Source organism: Nonomuraea sp. NPDC049378, assembly GCF_055586745.1.
On the sequence record NZ_JBVJHP010000019.1, the window covers coordinates 201,238 to 215,645 of the forward strand.

Consider the following 14,408-nt stretch of genomic DNA (forward strand, 5'->3'; position numbering starts at 1 on the left):
GTTGCGATGACCTCGATCGGCTGAAGCTGGAGCACCACATGGACGTGACCCCTCTGCTGGACACCGCCACCGAAGCGGCCAGGGCCGTCGGGCCCAGGCTGCGCAAGGCCTTCAGATCCCGGCCCGGTGTGACCACCAAGCGGGACTTCCACGATCCCGTGACCGAGCACGACAGGGCGGCCGAGGAGACCATCCGCGCGGTCATCGGCGCCCGTTTCCCCGTCAGCGTGATCGTGGGGGAGGAGGGCGGCACGACCGGCTCCGGCGACCTCGTCTGGTACGTCGATCCCATCGACGGCACCGCCAACTTCGCCGCCGGGCTGCCGTTCTTCTGCGTGTCCATCGCCGCCGCCGTCGGGGGCGAGCTGGTGGCGGGGGTGGTGTACGACCCGGTGCGCGAGGACGAGTTCACCGCCTCCGCCGACGGCGCCTGGTGTAACGGCACCCCGCTGCGCAGCGCCGGCGCCGCCGCCGACCGCGAGGCGATGCTGCTGACGAGCTACCCCTCACCCCACGACCTGGACGCGGAGGGCGACGAGGCGCTGCGGCGCTACCGGCGCTTCCTCGAGTCCTTCGCCGCCGTGCGCAGGCCGGGCAGCGCGGCGCTGAACCTGGCGCACGTGGCCGCCGGATGGTCCGACGCCGCGTACGGCACCCGGGCCAACCCGTGGGACGTGGCGGCGGGAGCCCTGCTGGTGCGCCGGGCGGGCGGCGTCTACCTGGGAGATCCTCTGGCCCCCGGCGACTACCTGGCGCACGTGGGCGGCTTCGCCTTAGAGCACTCCGTGCTGGCCGAGGTCGCCGACGAGCCGCGCCAGGCCGGTCAGTGAGGTGATGCGGGGGAACCCGGCGGGCGGCCGCTGCACGCCGAGCCGGTCGAGCCAGACCGAGCGCATCCCGGCCGCCGCCGGCCCCGTCACGTCGTTCACCACGTCGTCGCCCACCAGCACGACCTCCTCCGGCGCCAGGCCGAGCGCCGCGGCGGCCCTCGTGTACGACGAGGGTGACGGCTTGAAGTGCCCGCCCAGCACCTCGCCCGTCAGCACCGGGCCGACCAGCCCGCCCAGTCCGATCGCCCGGACCTTCTCCTCCTGCACCGGTTGGGCGCCGTTCGTCAGCACGCCGAGCGCGAACCCGCCCAGCTCCTTCACCGCCTCCGCCGCGTCGGGGAAGGCCGCCCAGCCGCGCCGGTAGCGGCCGGTGAAGTCGGCGTAGGCCGCGTCGAGGTCGCCGGGCTCGGGCACGGCCAGCTCGGCGCAGAGCGCGCTCAGCCGCAGCCGCCGCTGCTCCTGCACCGAGCACTCGCCGCGCTGCCACATCGCGAGGTACGGCCCCTCCAGCTCCGCCCAGAGCGCGGCCACCTCGCCCAGCCGGGGATGGCCGGGCGCGCGGGCGGACACCCAGGAGACGATGGCGCCGTCGGCGGCGCCCCGGTGGTCGAGCAGCGTGCCGTCCAGGTCGAACAGGACCCCCTTGACGCCGGTCATGCCAGGCCGCCCGTCAGCGGGCCGGGGGTCTCCTTGCGGAACTCGCCGGCGCGGTTGACGTGGTCGACCATGATGCGTTCCGCGGCCGCCCCGTCGCCGGCCGCGAGCGCCGCGAGGATGCCCTCGTGCGCCGCCATCTGGGCCTTGACCTGGGCCTCGTCCAGCCAGAGTGACGCCTCGGCGGGCACGGGGAAGCTGTTGCGCACCGATCGGGCGTGCCCGCCAAGGAAGGCGGGGCCGCCGATGTCGACGATGCTCAGGTGGAAGCGCCTGCTCTGCTCGCCGAGCAGGTCGTACCGGCCGTGTTCGGCGTCCTCGGCCATCGCGGCGTGCAGCTCGCGCAGCGAGGCCAGCTGCTCCGGAGTGATCCTGGCCGCCGCCAGCCGCGCGCCCAGGCCCTCGACGACCGCGCGCAGGCCGTAGTATTCCGCGAGCGCCTCGTCGCCCAGGTCGACCACGGTCGCGCCGTGGTGTGCCTCATAGCTGATCAGCCGGTCCTTCTCCAGCCTGCGCAGGGCCTCGCGCACGGGCGTGACCGACACCCCGAGCCGTTTGGCCACCTCTCCGGCCCGCAACGCCGTGCCGCCGGGGATCCGCGCGCTGCGGATCTCGTCGAGGAGCACGCTGTAGACGTACTCGGCCTTGCTCATGGGCGGTCGTGGGGTCGGCATGCGTCAAGTGTCTCCCAGATTCAGGACCAATCAGGCGAACGTCTTGACCTATGACATATTTCTTATAAGTTACATTCCCATGACTAGCCTCGCTGACCTGCGGGTCATCGACGCGGCGACGTTGTTCGCCGGTCCCTCCGCCGCGATGATGCTGGGCGACTTCGGCGCCGATGTGATCAAGATCGAGCATCCCCGCCGCGGCGACCCCTCACGCGGGCACGGTGCCTCCGTGGACGGTGTGGGGCTGTGGTGGAAGACGCTGTCGCGCAACAAACGCAACGCGGCCGTCGACCTGTCGCAGGCCGAGGGGCAGGAGATCCTGCGCCGCCTGGCCGAGCGGTCCGACGTGCTGATCGAGAACTTCCGCCCCGGCACCCTGGAGCGCTGGAACCTGGCCCCCGAGGACCTCCTGCGCGTCAACCCGCGGCTGATCGTCGCACGGATGACCGGCTTCGGGCAGTTCGGGCCGATGTCCGCGCGGCCCGGGTTCGGGACGCTGGCCGAGGCCATGAGCGGGTTCGCGGCCATGACCGGCCAGCCCGACGGCCCGCCGACGCTGCCGCCGCTGGCCCTCGCCGACGGCATCGCCGGCCTGGCCATGTCGTACGCGATCATGGTGGCGCTGCGCGCCCGCGAGAGCACCGGGCGCGGGCAGGTCATCGACCTGGCCATCATCGAGCCCATCCTCGGCCTGCTGGGGCCGCAGGTGAGCGCGTACAAGGCGCTCGGGATCGTGCCCGAGCGCACCGGCAACCGCTCCACCAGCAACGCCCCCCGCAACACCTACCGCACCCGCGACGGCCGCTGGCTGGCCATCTCCACCAGCGCCCAGCCGATCGCCGAGCGGGTGGTGACCCTCGTGGGGCGGCCCGACCTCGTCGAGCAGCCGTGGTTCGCCAGCGGGCACGGGCGGGTCCAGCACGTCGACGAGCTGGACGAGGCGGTCGCCTCCTGGATCGCCGAGCGGGACGCCGACGAGGTCATCGCCCGCTTCGAGGAGGTGCAGGCCGCGGTCGCGCCCATCTACGACGTCTCCGACGTCGCGGGCGACCCGCAGTACGCGGCGCTGAACACGTTCGTGGACGTGCCCGACGAGGAACTCGGCTCGGTCACCATGCAGAACGTGCTGTTCCGCATGTCGGACACGCCGGGCGAGATCCGCTGGCCGGGCCGGCCCCTGGGCAGGGACACCGACGAGGTGCTCGCCGGGCTGGACTACCCGGACGAGCGGATCGCGGCGCTGCGCGAAGCCGGAGTGATCGCGTGAACCCGCCCGTGACCTGGTTGTACGTGCCCGGCGACCGGCCCGAGCGGTTCGGCAAGGCGGTCGCGTCCGGAGCCGACGTCGTGATCCTCGACCTCGAGGACGCGGTCGCCCCCGCCCGCAAGGACGAGGCCCGCGCCAACGCCGTCGCCTACCTGCGTTCCCGCCGGGACGGCCCGTCCGGCGACGCGGCGGTCCAGGTGCACGTCCGGGTCAACGACCTGGCGACCGGGCGCGGCCGGGCCGATCTGGAGGCGGTCGCCGGCCTCGCCGACGGTGTACGGCTGCCGAAGGTCGAATCGCCCGCCTCGTTGGACACGATCGCCGGGGTGCCCGCGTACGCGCTGCTGGAGTCGGCGGCGGGGATCGTCGCCGCCCGCGAGATCGCCGCCCACCCGAGCGTCGCCGGGGTGGCGCTCGGCGAGCAGGACCTGGCCGCCGAGCTGGCCGTCACCGACGAGCACGCCATGAACCACCTCAGGCTCCAGGTCGTGCTGGCCGCCGCCGCGGCGGGCCTGCCGCCGGTGCCCATGTCCGTCTATCCGGACGTCAAGGACGAGGCCGGCCTGCTGGCCTCGTGCCGGGCCGGCCGCGCGCTCGGCCTGTTCGGCAGGACCGCGATCCACCCCCGCCAGATCCCCGTGATCCGGCAGGCCTTCCGCCCGGACCGCGAGGAGGTGGCCAGAGCCGCCGAGATCGTCGAGGCCGCCGAACGGGCCGAGCGGACCGACACGGGCGCGCTCGCGCTGCCCGACGGCCGTTTCGTGGACGCTCCCATCGTCGCCAGGGCCCGCCGCACCGTGGAGCTGGCCCGCAGGCTCGCCGACCCGCCGTCCTCGGACGGCTGACCCCGGACCCCCGTCCGCCGTCCGCCGTCCGGAACGCGTGGAATCGTCCCCCACTGGAGGAATTTCGCCATGGGAATCGCCGTATGGGCGCTCGTCGCCTACATCGCCATCATCGTCGTCTGGAACGGCGTGCTGAAACGCGGCATCGGTGAGGCGATGCTCCTCGGGTTCGTCGCCATCTGCCTGTTCGGCGGCACCGAGTTCTTCGGCCTGGCCTGGGCGGGCATCACCGAGGCGCTGGCCGAGGAGGTCGTCTTCGCCGCGCTGGCGTTCGTGTTCATGGGTTACCTGCTCACCAAACTGGGGCTCATCCAGGAGCAGGTCACCGTGCTGAACTCCGTCTTCGGCCGGCTGCGCGGCGGCGCGGGATACGTCTCCACCTCGGCGGCCGCCCTGCTCGGCGGGCCGTCGGGCTCGGGGTCCGGCATCGCCGCGTCCGTGGGGTCGGTGACCATCCCGTGGATGACCAGGTCGGGCTGGCGGCCCGACCTGGCCGCCTCGCTGGTGGCGGGCAACGCCGGGCTCGGCATCTCGATCCCGCCGAGCTCGTCGATCTTCCTGCTGCTCGGTTCCGCCGCCGTGGCGCCCGTGCTGACCGCCGACCAGCTGTTCGTGCCCGCGCTCGTGGGCGGGTTGTGGACGGTGGCGTACCGGTTCGTCCTGGTGTTCCTCTGGGTGCGGCGGCACAAGATCGCCGCCACCGATGCGGCCGACATCGTCCCGCTGCGGGCCGCTCTGCGGGCCGGGTGGACGTCGCTGCTGGTGTACGCGGGCATCGTCATCCCGGTGCTGATGACCCTGGACTTCGGCGTCAAGCTCATGGAGTCGCGGGTGGGGGAGGCGGCGGCCGACGACGTCAGCATCGTCGTGTGGATCCCCGTGCTGACCGTGCTGGTCACCCTCGCGGTGGCGTGGAAGCGGCTGCCGCGCACCGGCCGCGCCTGGAGCGAGCTGCTCGCCGACATGGGCCCCAGGTACGCGGTCATCGGCGCGACGTTGTTCTTCGCCTTCGCGGCCGCCGCCACCCTGGGCGAGCTGGGCCTGGTCGAGCAGCTGACCACGATCATGCAGGCGCTCGACGCCCCCGCCGTGGTCATCGCCACCGTGGTCGGCCTGCTGATCGTGGTCGTCGCCGCGCCGCTGACCTCCACCGCGACGATCGCCGCGGTCGGCGGGGTGGCCTTCAGCGCGCTGACCGCGGCCGGGATGGACCCCGCGGCCGCGGCCACCGCCGTCATGATCTTCGCCTCGACGGAGGGGGCGTCCCCGCCTGGCGCGGCCCCCATCTACATCGCCTGCGGCATCGCCCAGGTGGACCCGGCCAGGACGTTCGTCCGGCTGATCGTCTGGTTCGTCATCCCGACCCTGGTCATCGGCGTGCTGGTGGCGACCGGCGCGCTGCCGATCTGAGAGGAAGTCACATCGTGAACGCCGTCAAGACCGTGACCATGGTCCTGTTCAAGATCGGCCTGGTGCTGTTCCTCGCCCTCGGGGTCGTCGTCGTGCTCGCCCAGGCTGTCGGCCTCGTCGCCGGAAGCCCGGGCCTGGTCTCCGGCGTGGTGTCCGCGCTGGGCCTGCCGATGACCGTGGCGGCGGGCGCGACCGGTCTGCTCGCCTTCGTGATGGCCTACGTGTTCGGCTGGAAGCCCGGCGAGGACTAGCCGGCAGGGTTCCAGCGGGCCTTGAGCTCGTCGTCCTCAGGTGGCGGGCCGGGCAGCTCGCGGTGGCCGGGCGGCACCCTCAGCGCGTCCGTCGCCAGCGCCAGGAAGCGGTGGCGCAGCTGCGCGGTGCGCTTCTCGTCGCCCAGCTTGATCGAGGCGATCTGCTCCAGCAGCAGCGCGATGTCGGCGACCGTCACGTCGGGCCGCAGCGCGCCCGCCTCGACCGTGCGGCGATGGATCTCCGTGGCCAGGCCGTCGGCCCTGACGGCGTCGCGATAGAGCTCCTCCGTCGGGCGGAAGGTGCCCGCCAGCCTGATCGTCAGCGAGTTGGTGTCGGCGTCGACGATGCCGCGCAGGTAGCCGGCGAACGCCTCCCACGCGTCGCCCTCCTCGGCCAGCGCCCGCTCGGTCACCTCGATGTAGAGCTTCAGCCCGTCGCCGCAGAGCTTCTGCAGCAGGGCCTCCTTGCTGGGATAACGGCGGTAGAGCGCGCTGATCCCGACCCCCGCCCTCTCGGCCACGGCCGCTATGGGGGCGCCGGGGTCGGCGGTGAACACCGCCCTGGCCGCCTGGAGGATCAGCTCGTCGTTACGTGCGGCCTGGGCCTTGCGGCCGCTCATGGGTGCGCTGGTCATGCCGCCATCATATGGGAACGTACGATTCCGTTCTACTCTCTGTGCTATGCGTATACGATACGCACCAGGCTGCGAAGAGAAGAAGATCGCCGCATTAGTCCGCATGTCTATACATGGTGTTGACATTGAGGTAGAACCGTGGCTAGCCCGTTGGTCTTGGAGGTGTCCTGTGAGACGTACCCCGATCGTGCTGGCCCTGGTGGGCGCGCTGGTCATGACAGGTTGTTCCTCGGGAGGAGAGAGCGCGCAGAGCGCCCCTCCCGCCTCCTCCACCGGCGCGGGCGGGGGCGGTGACGCGAGTTTCTCGGTCATCACCCACGGCGCGCCCGGCGACTCCTTCTGGGACGTGGTCAAGAACGGCGCCGAGGCCGCGGGCGAGCAGTACGGCGTGCAGGTGACCTACCAGGGCGACGGCGACCCCGCCAAACAGTCGCAGCTCATCGACCAGGCCGTCTCCGGGAAGGTGGACGGCATCGTGGTCTCCATGGCCAACCCCGACGCGCTGAAGGAGGCCATCGGCAAGGCGGTCGCGGCGAAGATCCCGGTGGTGACGATCAACTCGGGCGCCGAGTCGTCCAAGGCGTTCGGCGCGCTCACGCACGTCGGCCAGTCGGAGGACGTCGCCGGGCGCGGCGCGGGCGAGCAGCTCAAGGCGGCCGGCGTCACCAAGCTGGTCTGCGTCGTCCACGAGGCCGGCAACGTCGGCCTCGACCAGCGCTGCAAGGGCGCGGAGGAGACGCTGGGCGGCACGGTCGAGCGGCTGCAGGTGGACATCAGCAACCTGGCCGACGTGACGTCCAAGGTCACCGCGAAACTCCAGTCGGACCAGCAGGTCAACGGCGTGCTGGCGCTCAACCCGGCCATCGCGGTCGCCGCCAGGGACGCGATCAGCGACTCGGGCTCGCAGGCCAAGCTGGCCACGTTCGACCTGTCGGCCGACGTGGTCGACGCGATCAAGGCGGACGAGATCCTGTTCGCCGTGGACCAGCAGCAGTACCTGCAGGGCTACCTGCCGATCACGTTCCTGAACCTGTACAGGACCAACCTCAACACCGTCGGCGGCGGCCTGCCGGTCAACACCGGGCCGGGCTTCGTCACCAAGGACAACGCCGAGCAGGTGTCCAAGCTGGCCGAGGCGGGCACCCGATGACGCCGTCCGCCGGGGAGGCCGCGTGACGGGCGCGCAGGCCCGGGCAGACGACCGCATGGCCGACGTCGGCATGGTCCGGCGGCTGCTGATCAGGCCCGAACTGGGCGCGGTGGTCGGCCTGGTCGTGGTGTTCGTGTTCTTCGCCACCCAGTCACCGGTGTTCCGGTCGCCGGCCGGCATCGCCAACTGGCTCGACCCGGCCGCCACGCTCGGCATCATGGCGGTCGCGGTGGCGCTGCTGATGATCGGCGGCGAGTTCGACCTGTCCGCCGGCGTGCTGACCGGCACCAGCGGGCTGATCCTCGTCACGCTGGCCACCCGGTTCGGCCTCAACGTGTGGCTGGCCATGCTCGCCGGCCTCGTCGTGGCGCTGGCCGTCGGGTACGCCAACGGCCTGATCGTCACCAGGACGCGGCTGCCCAGCTTCATCGTCACCCTGGGCACGTTCCTCATGCTGCAGGGGATCAACCTCGGCGTCACCAAGGCCATCACCGGAACCGTCCAGGTCAGCGGGCTGCGCCGGGCGGAGGGGTTCGAGGGCGCGAGCGCGATCTTCGCGGGCACGGTCGAGATCGGCGGCACCTCGTTCCGCGTGGCGATCCTGTGGTGGATCCTCGTGACCGCGCTGGCCACCTGGGTGCTCATGCGCTCCAGGGCCGGCAACTGGATCTTCGCGGTGGGGGGCAACGAGCAGGCCGCCCGCGCCGTGGGCGTGCCGGCCGCGCGGACGAAGATCGCGTTGTTCATGACCACGGCGTTCGCGGCCTGGCTGGTGGGCTCGATCATGGCGCTGCGTTACACGTCCGTGCAGGCCAACATCGGCATCGGTCAGGAGTTCATCTACATCATCGCGGCCGTGATCGGCGGCTGCCTGCTCACGGGCGGCTACGGCTCGGCCGTCGGGGCCGCCATCGGCGCGGTCATCTTCGGCATGGCCGACAAGGGCATCGTCTTCCTGGGCTGGGACGCCGACTGGTTCAAGTTCTTCCTCGGCGCGATGCTGCTGCTGGCGACGCTGGCCAACCGCCTGGTCCGGCGGTACGCCGAGGAGGTGCGGCATTGATTCTCGAGACCCGTGGCATCGGGAAGACGTTCGGCTCCGTGCTGGCGCTGCGCGACGTGTCGATGAGCGTGACGGCCGGGCAGGTCACCTGCGTGCTCGGCGACAACGGCGCGGGCAAGTCGACGCTCATCAAGATCCTTGCCGGGGTGCACCGGCATGACGCGGGCACGCTGCTCGTCGACGGCGCGGAGGTGAGCTTCGCCAGCCCGCGCGAGGCGCTCGACCGCGGCATCGCCACCGTCTACCAGGATCTGGCCATGATCCCGCTCATGTCGGTGTGGCGGAACTTCTTCCTCGGCTCCGAACCGCGCAAGGGCCTTGCCTTCGACGTGGCCAAGGCCCGGAGGGTGGCCCGCGACGAGCTCCGCGCGATGGGGATCGACATCCGCGACGTGGACCAACCGGTCGGAACGCTGTCCGGGGGCGAGCGGCAGTCGGTGGCCATCGCCAGGGCCGTGTACTTCGGCGCCCGCGTCCTCATCCTGGACGAGCCCACCTCGGCGCTGGGGGTCAAGCAGGCGGGTGTGGTGCTGCGCTACATCGCCAGGGCCCGCGACCGGGGGCTCGGCGTGGTCTTCATCACCCACAACCCGCACCACGCCTACCCGGTGGGCGACCGGTTCCTGCTGCTCAACCGGGGCACGAGCCTCGGCGAGTACGGCAAGGGCGAGATCACCACGCAGGAGCTGACCGCGCTCATGTCCGGCGGGGCGGAACTGGAGGAGCTGGCGCACGAGCTGGAACGGGAGTGAATTTGGGCGACACTTGACCGATTCCGGCGTTCACCTGGGCGGATGCACCGGGCAAAGACCCCATAGGTACGTCTAGTGCCATCGGGGGATCTGTTGATCTACAACGTAAAGGCGCCGGGCGTCGTACGGTGGCGCTCGCTCCTGTACGGCCCCTTATTACCCGGAGCGACGGCCGCCCGAGCTCCAGGCCGGGCGGCCGTCGCATGTCATGCCCGAGCGTGGTGCGAGGCGGGAAGGCAATACCCTGTCGGATGTGCCTGCGCCGTACCTGACCATCACCACCACCGTCGAGCACGAGACCGAGGCGCGGCGTTCGCGGTTCATCTGCGCGCTGGCGCCGGCGCGCACGGTCGAGCAGGCGGCGGCCTTCATCGGCGAGCGCAGGCAGCGGCATCCGTCCGCCACCCACAACTGCACGGCCTACGTCATCGGCGAGCGCATCCAGAAGGGCGACGACGACGGCGAGCCGGGCGGCACCGCGGGCACGCCCATGGTGCAGGCGCTGGTGGGCAGGGGGTTCAGCGACGTGGTGGCGGTGGTGACCCGCTATTTCGGTGGCACCCTGCTGGGCGCCGGCGGGCTGGTGCGGGCCTACGGTTCGGCGGTGACCGAGGCACTGGACCGGGTCGAGCCGGTGCGGATGGTGCCGGCCAGGCTGGTGCGCGTGGCGGTCGCCCACGACCAGGCCGGCCGGGTGGAGAACGACCTGCGCGCCTCCCGCCACACGGTGCGGGACGTGACGTACGCGGGCGAGGTCTGCTTCGGCGTGGCGGTGGGCGCCGACGAGGTGGCGGCGTTCACCGACTGGGTGGCCGGGCTGACGGCCGGCCGGGCCCGCGTCTCGCTGGGCGAAGACCTCCACGTCCCGGAGTGATCAGCCCTCCAGGGCGTACTGCATGACACGGAACTTCGCCTGGGCCTCGGCCAGCTCGGCGGCCGGGTCGGAGTCGCCCATGATGCCGCCGCCGGCGAACAACCGTGCCCGCCGCCCCTGCACCAGCCCCGAGCGCAGCGCGATGCCCCACTCGCCGTCGCCGTTGGCGTCGATCCACCCGACGGGGCCGGCGTAGCCCGCGCGGTCCATGCCCTCCAGCTCGCGGATGACCTCGATGGCGGTGCCGGTGGGGGTGCCGCCGACGGCCGCCGTCGGGTGCATCGCGGCGACCACGTCGAGCACCGACGCCCCGTCGGCCAGCCGGCCGGTGACGTGGCTGGCCAGGTGCTGGACGTTGGGCAACATCAGCAGCTCGGGCTCGTCGGGCGTCATCAGCGCGGAGCACAGCGGCGCCAGCGTGTCGCGTACGGAGGCGATCGCGCACTCGTGCTCGTGGCGGTCCTTCGCCGACGCGAACAGCGCGGCGCCCCTCGCGAGGTCGTCGGCGGGGCCGGTGCCGCGCGGGGTCGTGCCGGCCAGCACCAGCGACTCGATCTCCTGGCCCGTGCGCCGGATCAGCAGCTCGGGCGTGGCCCCCACCAGCCCCGCCACCGAGAACGTGTAGCACTCGGGGTAGCGCCGCGCCAGCCGGGTGAGCAGCAGGCGCACGTCGATGGGCCGTTCGGCGGTGGCGAGCAGGTCGCGGGCCAGCACCACCTTCTCCAGCTCGCCGTCGCGGATGCGCCGCGCGGCGCGGGCGACGACGTGCTCCCACGCGGGAGCGCTCAGGCTGCCGTCGCCGTAGCTGATGCGGCCCGGCGCGCGTACGGGGGAGAACGTCTCCAGCGGCGCCTCGCCGATCGTGGTGAGCCAGGCGCGCCCGTCGCGCCGGGCGAGCACGGCCCGGGGCACGACCAGGACGGAGCCGCGGGCGTCCTCGTCGAAGGTGAAGCTGCCGAAGGCGACGGGGCCCGAGGCGGGGGTGCGCACGGCGTCGTCGACGTGGGCGTCGCCGAGGACGGTGGCCAGCCACTGGCGGGCCCAGGCGAACCGGCCGGGGCCCGGTGGGACGGTGACCCGAGCGGCCTCGCCCCAGCCGACCAGGCCCTCGCCGTTTCTGACCCAGGCGTAAGGTGTCGTCCTGGGCAGGGAAGCCAGCAGGTCACCGGGGTCGCCGACAGGGGTGGTGCGAACCGGTAGCGGGCGGGTTGTTCCGAGCGCGACACTCACCCGAGACACTCTATGCGGGAACTGAACATGTTCGACTCGGACCCCCGCGAATGTGAGGTTGTGGACATCGAACCCGGATATGACCGCACGGGCAGGGGCATCGGCCACACTCTCACCACCTGCGGCCCTGTCAAGCGGCGATATGAAGTCGGTCCTGAAATGACAGACCTTGCCCTGACGTCATAGGACCCTCGTGATCGGCTCCCTACCTTAGGGCCATGATCGCTCGTCTGGGCTCCGCCTCCCTCGCCGCCGTGGTCGTCCTCTCCGGCTCAGGTGTCGCGCGCGCCGCCGCCGTCCAGCCCGTTCCCGAGATCATGGCCGCGCTCGGCGACTCGATCTCCACCGGGTTCAACGCCTGCGGCTGGTACGTCTCCTGCCCCTCACGCTCCTGGTCGTCGGGCGACCACGGCGAGGTGTCCAGCCACTACCTGCGCCTGTCGCAGCTCTCTGGAACGCTCCACAAGCACAACCTCAACTTCGCCGCGCCCGGCTCGACCAGCGCCGACCTGCTCGGCCAGGTGAAGAAGGCGGTCGCGGCCAAGGCCGACTACGTGACGATCCTCATCGGCGCCCAGGACGCCTGCGTGCGCACCGAGCAGGCGATGACCCCCGTGTCGACCTACCGGGCCCGGCTGGACCGGGCGCTGCACGAGTTGCGGGCGGGGATGCCCGGCGCCAGGGTGTTCATCGCCAGCATTCCCGACCTGCGGCGGTTGTGGCGCGTGGGCAAGGACCAGGCGCTCGCCCGGTCGTTCTGGACGCTGGGCCGCATCTGCCAGACGATGCTGGCCAGGCCCAAGTCGGCCAAGCGGGCCGACAAGGAGCGCAGGTCCAGGGTGCGGGAGCGGGTGATGGCCTACAACCGCGAGGCGGCCAGGGCCTGCGCCGCGTACGGGGCGGCCTGCCGCACCGACGGCGGCGCGGTGTTCTCCTTCCCCTTCACCCTCGAGCACGTCAGCAGGTGGGACTACTTCCATCCGAGCACGGCCGGGCAGCGGGTGCTGGCGGAACAGACGTTCGAGCGCGGTTTCGACTGGCTCGACCCGCGGTAGCCGTCACCGGCACTGGGCGAGCATGGCCTTCTTGTCGGCGCGGGTGACCGGCACGCCGTACTTGAGCGCGACCTGCGCGAAGCGGGTGACGTAGGCGCAGCGGATGACCCGGCGCGGCGGCAGCCAGCGTGACGGGCCGGAGGCGTCCTTGTCCTCGTTGGTGTCGCCGTCCACGGGCAGCAGGTTGAGCGGGTCGTTGGCGAAGTCGAGCCGCTTGGACATCGGCCAGCGCGGCGCGCCCATGCGCCAGCCGTAGTTGAGCGGCACCACGTGGTCGACCTGCACCTCGTCGGCGCGGGACTTGCGCCAGTGGATGATCCGGCCGGTGTAGGGGTCGGCCAGCCTCATCGAGACGACCTCGCAGCTGGAGCCCGCCCGGTAGGTCACGTCGCGGCCGTCGCGGGCCAGGAGGTCGTCCCGGGTACGGCAGCCGTTGCGCGCGTACGGCACCCCCACGGCGTCGTCGGCCCAGTTCGCTCCGTACCTCGTGCGCCGGTATCCGGTGTTGGGGCCGAGCCGTTCGACCCGCAGCCGCTTGATGAGGGCGCGCGCGTCGGCCTTCTCCGCGTCGGAGATGATAGGTGCCAGGCCGGGCAGCGTCCCGCTGACGTTGCCCAGAGGGCCGGCCGCGGTGGCCGGTCCGGTCTTGGCGCTGTTGATGAGAGAAACGACGATGACGGCTCCTGCGAGGAAGGCGATCGCGTCCTTCGTGCTCAACCGGTCCTCCGTGCGGCTCCCCAGGTTGTCTAGAGAGGTGCCCGGCATCCGGGGTGCCGACACGGGAAGGGTTTCGTGACTGATCGCCCGATCGATCCGGCATCCGATCTCCACGTGCCCGCTCGGCGCGCCGAGGTGAGCGGTCAGGTGCTCGCGGTGATCGCGGCCGGCGGCGCGCTGGGAGCGCTGGCGCGGCACGGCCTGCAGACCGCCGTGCCCGCCGGTCCCGCGGACTTCCCGTGGGCGACGTTCTGGGTCAACGTGTCGGGCTGCCTGCTGATCGGGGTGCTCATGGTGGTGATCACCGAGGTCCGGCGGGCCCACCGGCTCGTGCGGCCGTTCCTTGGAGTGGGGGTGCTGGGCGGCTACACGACGTTCTCGACGTACGCGGACGGCGTGCGGCAGGCGGTGGAGGCGGGCGCGCCGGTGACGGGGCTGGTCTACCTGGTGGGCACCCTGCTGGCGGCGCTCGCGGCGGTGGTCGCGGGCATGTGGCTGACCAGGCGGATCCCCGTTGTCGCGCGGGCGAGGGCGAAATGAGGGCGGCGCCCGCCAGGCGGGCCGATGACGGCGCACGCGCGGTGAGTGGCCGGTGCGCGCCATGACGGTGCTGCTGATCGTGCTGGGCGCGGCCGTAGGGGCGCCGCTGCGGTATCTGGCGGACCGGGCGGTGCAGGCACGCCACGACACGGTCTTCCCGTGGGGGACGCTGACGGTCAACGTGGCCGGGTCGGCGCTGCTCGGGTTCCTGGCCGTGCTGCCCGCCGGCGACGGGGTGATGGCGCTGGCGGGCACGGGGTTCTGCGGGGCGCTGACGACGTACTCCACCTTCGGGTACGAGACGGTCCGGCTGGTGGAGGAGGGCGCCCGCTTCCACGCGGTGGCCAACGCGGTGGCCAGTGTGCTGGCCGGGCTGGGCGCGGCCTACTGCGGAGTGGCGCTGGCTCAGGCCGTGGCCTGAGCGGCGGCGGCCTGAGCGGTGGTGGCGGGCGTCGGTGTGG

General features: G+C 72.1%; 17 protein-coding genes. 12 read left to right on the top strand and 5 right to left on the bottom strand.

Annotated elements, in window-relative coordinates; all coding sequences use genetic code 11:
- Nucleotides 1-38 precede the first annotated feature (38 nt).
- Nucleotides 39-830 carry an inositol monophosphatase family protein gene (locus ACZ6SA_RS36055; RefSeq protein WP_347644559.1) on the top strand — a complete coding sequence of 264 codons (792 nt, stop codon included), beginning with the start codon at nt 39-41 and terminating at the stop codon, nt 828-830.
- On the opposite strand, the gene ACZ6SA_RS36060 is transcribed toward ACZ6SA_RS36055, so the two are convergent.
- A complete protein-coding gene (locus ACZ6SA_RS36060) occupies nt 774-1,487 on the bottom strand; it encodes an HAD family hydrolase (protein WP_465833249.1) in 714 nt (237 codons plus the stop codon). The genes ACZ6SA_RS36055 and ACZ6SA_RS36060 overlap by 57 nt on opposite strands.
- Nucleotides 1,484-2,158, bottom strand: coding sequence for a GntR family transcriptional regulator (locus tag ACZ6SA_RS36065; protein ID WP_347644557.1), 675 nt, complete (start codon nt 2,156-2,158; stop codon nt 1,484-1,486). The genes ACZ6SA_RS36060 and ACZ6SA_RS36065 overlap by 4 nt, the downstream gene beginning before the upstream one ends.
- 79 nt (nt 2,159-2,237) lie before the next feature.
- On the opposite strand from ACZ6SA_RS36065, the gene ACZ6SA_RS36070 reads away from it, so the two are divergent.
- The 4 genes from ACZ6SA_RS36070 to ACZ6SA_RS36085 all read left to right on the top strand — a co-directional run bounded on the left by ACZ6SA_RS36070 (nt 2,238) and on the right by ACZ6SA_RS36085 (nt 5,931).
- Nucleotides 2,238-3,425 (top strand): CaiB/BaiF CoA transferase family protein, encoded by a 1,188-nt coding sequence (locus tag ACZ6SA_RS36070; RefSeq protein WP_465833251.1) that lies wholly within the window; start codon nt 2,238-2,240, stop codon nt 3,423-3,425.
- Nucleotides 3,422-4,270, top strand: coding sequence for an HpcH/HpaI aldolase/citrate lyase family protein (locus ACZ6SA_RS36075; RefSeq protein WP_443153308.1), 849 nt, complete (start codon nt 3,422-3,424; stop codon nt 4,268-4,270). The genes ACZ6SA_RS36070 and ACZ6SA_RS36075 overlap by 4 nt, the downstream gene beginning before the upstream one ends.
- Nucleotides 4,271-4,339: 69 nt before the next feature.
- Nucleotides 4,340-5,680 carry a TRAP transporter large permease subunit gene (locus ACZ6SA_RS36080; protein ID WP_347644554.1) on the top strand — a complete coding sequence of 447 codons (1,341 nt, stop codon included), beginning with the start codon at nt 4,340-4,342 and terminating at the stop codon, nt 5,678-5,680.
- 14 nt (nt 5,681-5,694) lie between these two features.
- Nucleotides 5,695-5,931: a hypothetical protein gene (locus ACZ6SA_RS36085; protein ID WP_347644553.1), complete on the top strand. Its 237-nt coding sequence runs from the start codon at nt 5,695-5,697 to the stop codon at nt 5,929-5,931.
- Here the strand turns inward: ACZ6SA_RS36085 and ACZ6SA_RS36090 are convergent.
- The gene (locus ACZ6SA_RS36090; RefSeq protein WP_443153310.1) at nt 5,928-6,566 is read right to left on the bottom strand and encodes a TetR/AcrR family transcriptional regulator; all 639 of its coding nucleotides are present in this window, start codon (nt 6,564-6,566) and stop codon (nt 5,928-5,930) included. The genes ACZ6SA_RS36085 and ACZ6SA_RS36090 overlap by 4 nt on opposite strands.
- A gap of 169 nt (nt 6,567-6,735) precedes the next feature.
- On the opposite strand from ACZ6SA_RS36090, the gene ACZ6SA_RS36095 reads away from it, so the two are divergent.
- From ACZ6SA_RS36095 to ACZ6SA_RS36110, 4 genes are all read left to right on the top strand, one after another.
- Complete coding sequence (locus tag ACZ6SA_RS36095) at nt 6,736-7,716, top strand: sugar ABC transporter substrate-binding protein (RefSeq protein WP_347644551.1); 981 nt, start codon at nt 6,736-6,738, stop codon at nt 7,714-7,716.
- Between the two features lie 55 nt (nt 7,717-7,771).
- Nucleotides 7,772-8,779: an ABC transporter permease gene (locus tag ACZ6SA_RS36100; protein ID WP_347644783.1), complete on the top strand. Its 1,008-nt coding sequence runs from the start codon at nt 7,772-7,774 to the stop codon at nt 8,777-8,779.
- Nucleotides 8,776-9,531 carry an ATP-binding cassette domain-containing protein gene (locus ACZ6SA_RS36105; RefSeq protein WP_347771688.1) on the top strand — a complete coding sequence of 252 codons (756 nt, stop codon included), beginning with the start codon at nt 8,776-8,778 and terminating at the stop codon, nt 9,529-9,531. Before ACZ6SA_RS36100 ends, ACZ6SA_RS36105 begins: the two co-directional genes overlap by 4 nt.
- A 253-nt stretch (nt 9,532-9,784) precedes the next feature.
- Complete coding sequence (locus tag ACZ6SA_RS36110) at nt 9,785-10,405, top strand: YigZ family protein (protein WP_465833256.1); 621 nt, start codon at nt 9,785-9,787, stop codon at nt 10,403-10,405.
- Here ACZ6SA_RS36110 and ACZ6SA_RS36115 read toward each other — a convergent pair whose 3' ends face one another.
- Nucleotides 10,406-11,635, bottom strand: coding sequence for an isochorismate synthase (locus tag ACZ6SA_RS36115; RefSeq protein WP_465833258.1), 1,230 nt, complete (start codon nt 11,633-11,635; stop codon nt 10,406-10,408). It abuts the gene before it with no gap.
- A gap of 218 nt (nt 11,636-11,853) precedes the next feature.
- Between ACZ6SA_RS36115 and ACZ6SA_RS36120 the strand changes: the two genes are divergently transcribed.
- The gene (locus ACZ6SA_RS36120) at nt 11,854-12,690 is read left to right on the top strand and encodes an SGNH/GDSL hydrolase family protein (RefSeq protein WP_465833260.1); all 837 of its coding nucleotides are present in this window, start codon (nt 11,854-11,856) and stop codon (nt 12,688-12,690) included.
- A 3-nt stretch (nt 12,691-12,693) separates the two neighbouring features.
- Here ACZ6SA_RS36120 and ACZ6SA_RS36125 read toward each other — a convergent pair whose 3' ends face one another.
- On the bottom strand, nt 12,694-13,407 hold the full coding sequence (locus tag ACZ6SA_RS36125) for an HNH endonuclease family protein (protein ID WP_347644544.1): 714 nt from the start codon (nt 13,405-13,407) through the stop codon (nt 12,694-12,696).
- A gap of 75 nt (nt 13,408-13,482) precedes the next feature.
- Between ACZ6SA_RS36125 and ACZ6SA_RS36130 the strand changes: the two genes are divergently transcribed.
- Together ACZ6SA_RS36130 and crcB are read left to right on the top strand one after the other, a co-directional pair.
- On the top strand, nt 13,483-13,947 hold the full coding sequence (locus ACZ6SA_RS36130) for a fluoride efflux transporter FluC (protein WP_347644543.1): 465 nt from the start codon (nt 13,483-13,485) through the stop codon (nt 13,945-13,947).
- A 61-nt stretch (nt 13,948-14,008) separates the two neighbouring features.
- Nucleotides 14,009-14,368 carry a fluoride efflux transporter CrcB gene (gene crcB / locus ACZ6SA_RS36135; RefSeq protein ID WP_347644542.1) on the top strand — a complete coding sequence of 120 codons (360 nt, stop codon included), beginning with the start codon at nt 14,009-14,011 and terminating at the stop codon, nt 14,366-14,368.
- The last annotated feature ends 40 nt before the right edge of the window (nt 14,369-14,408 follow it).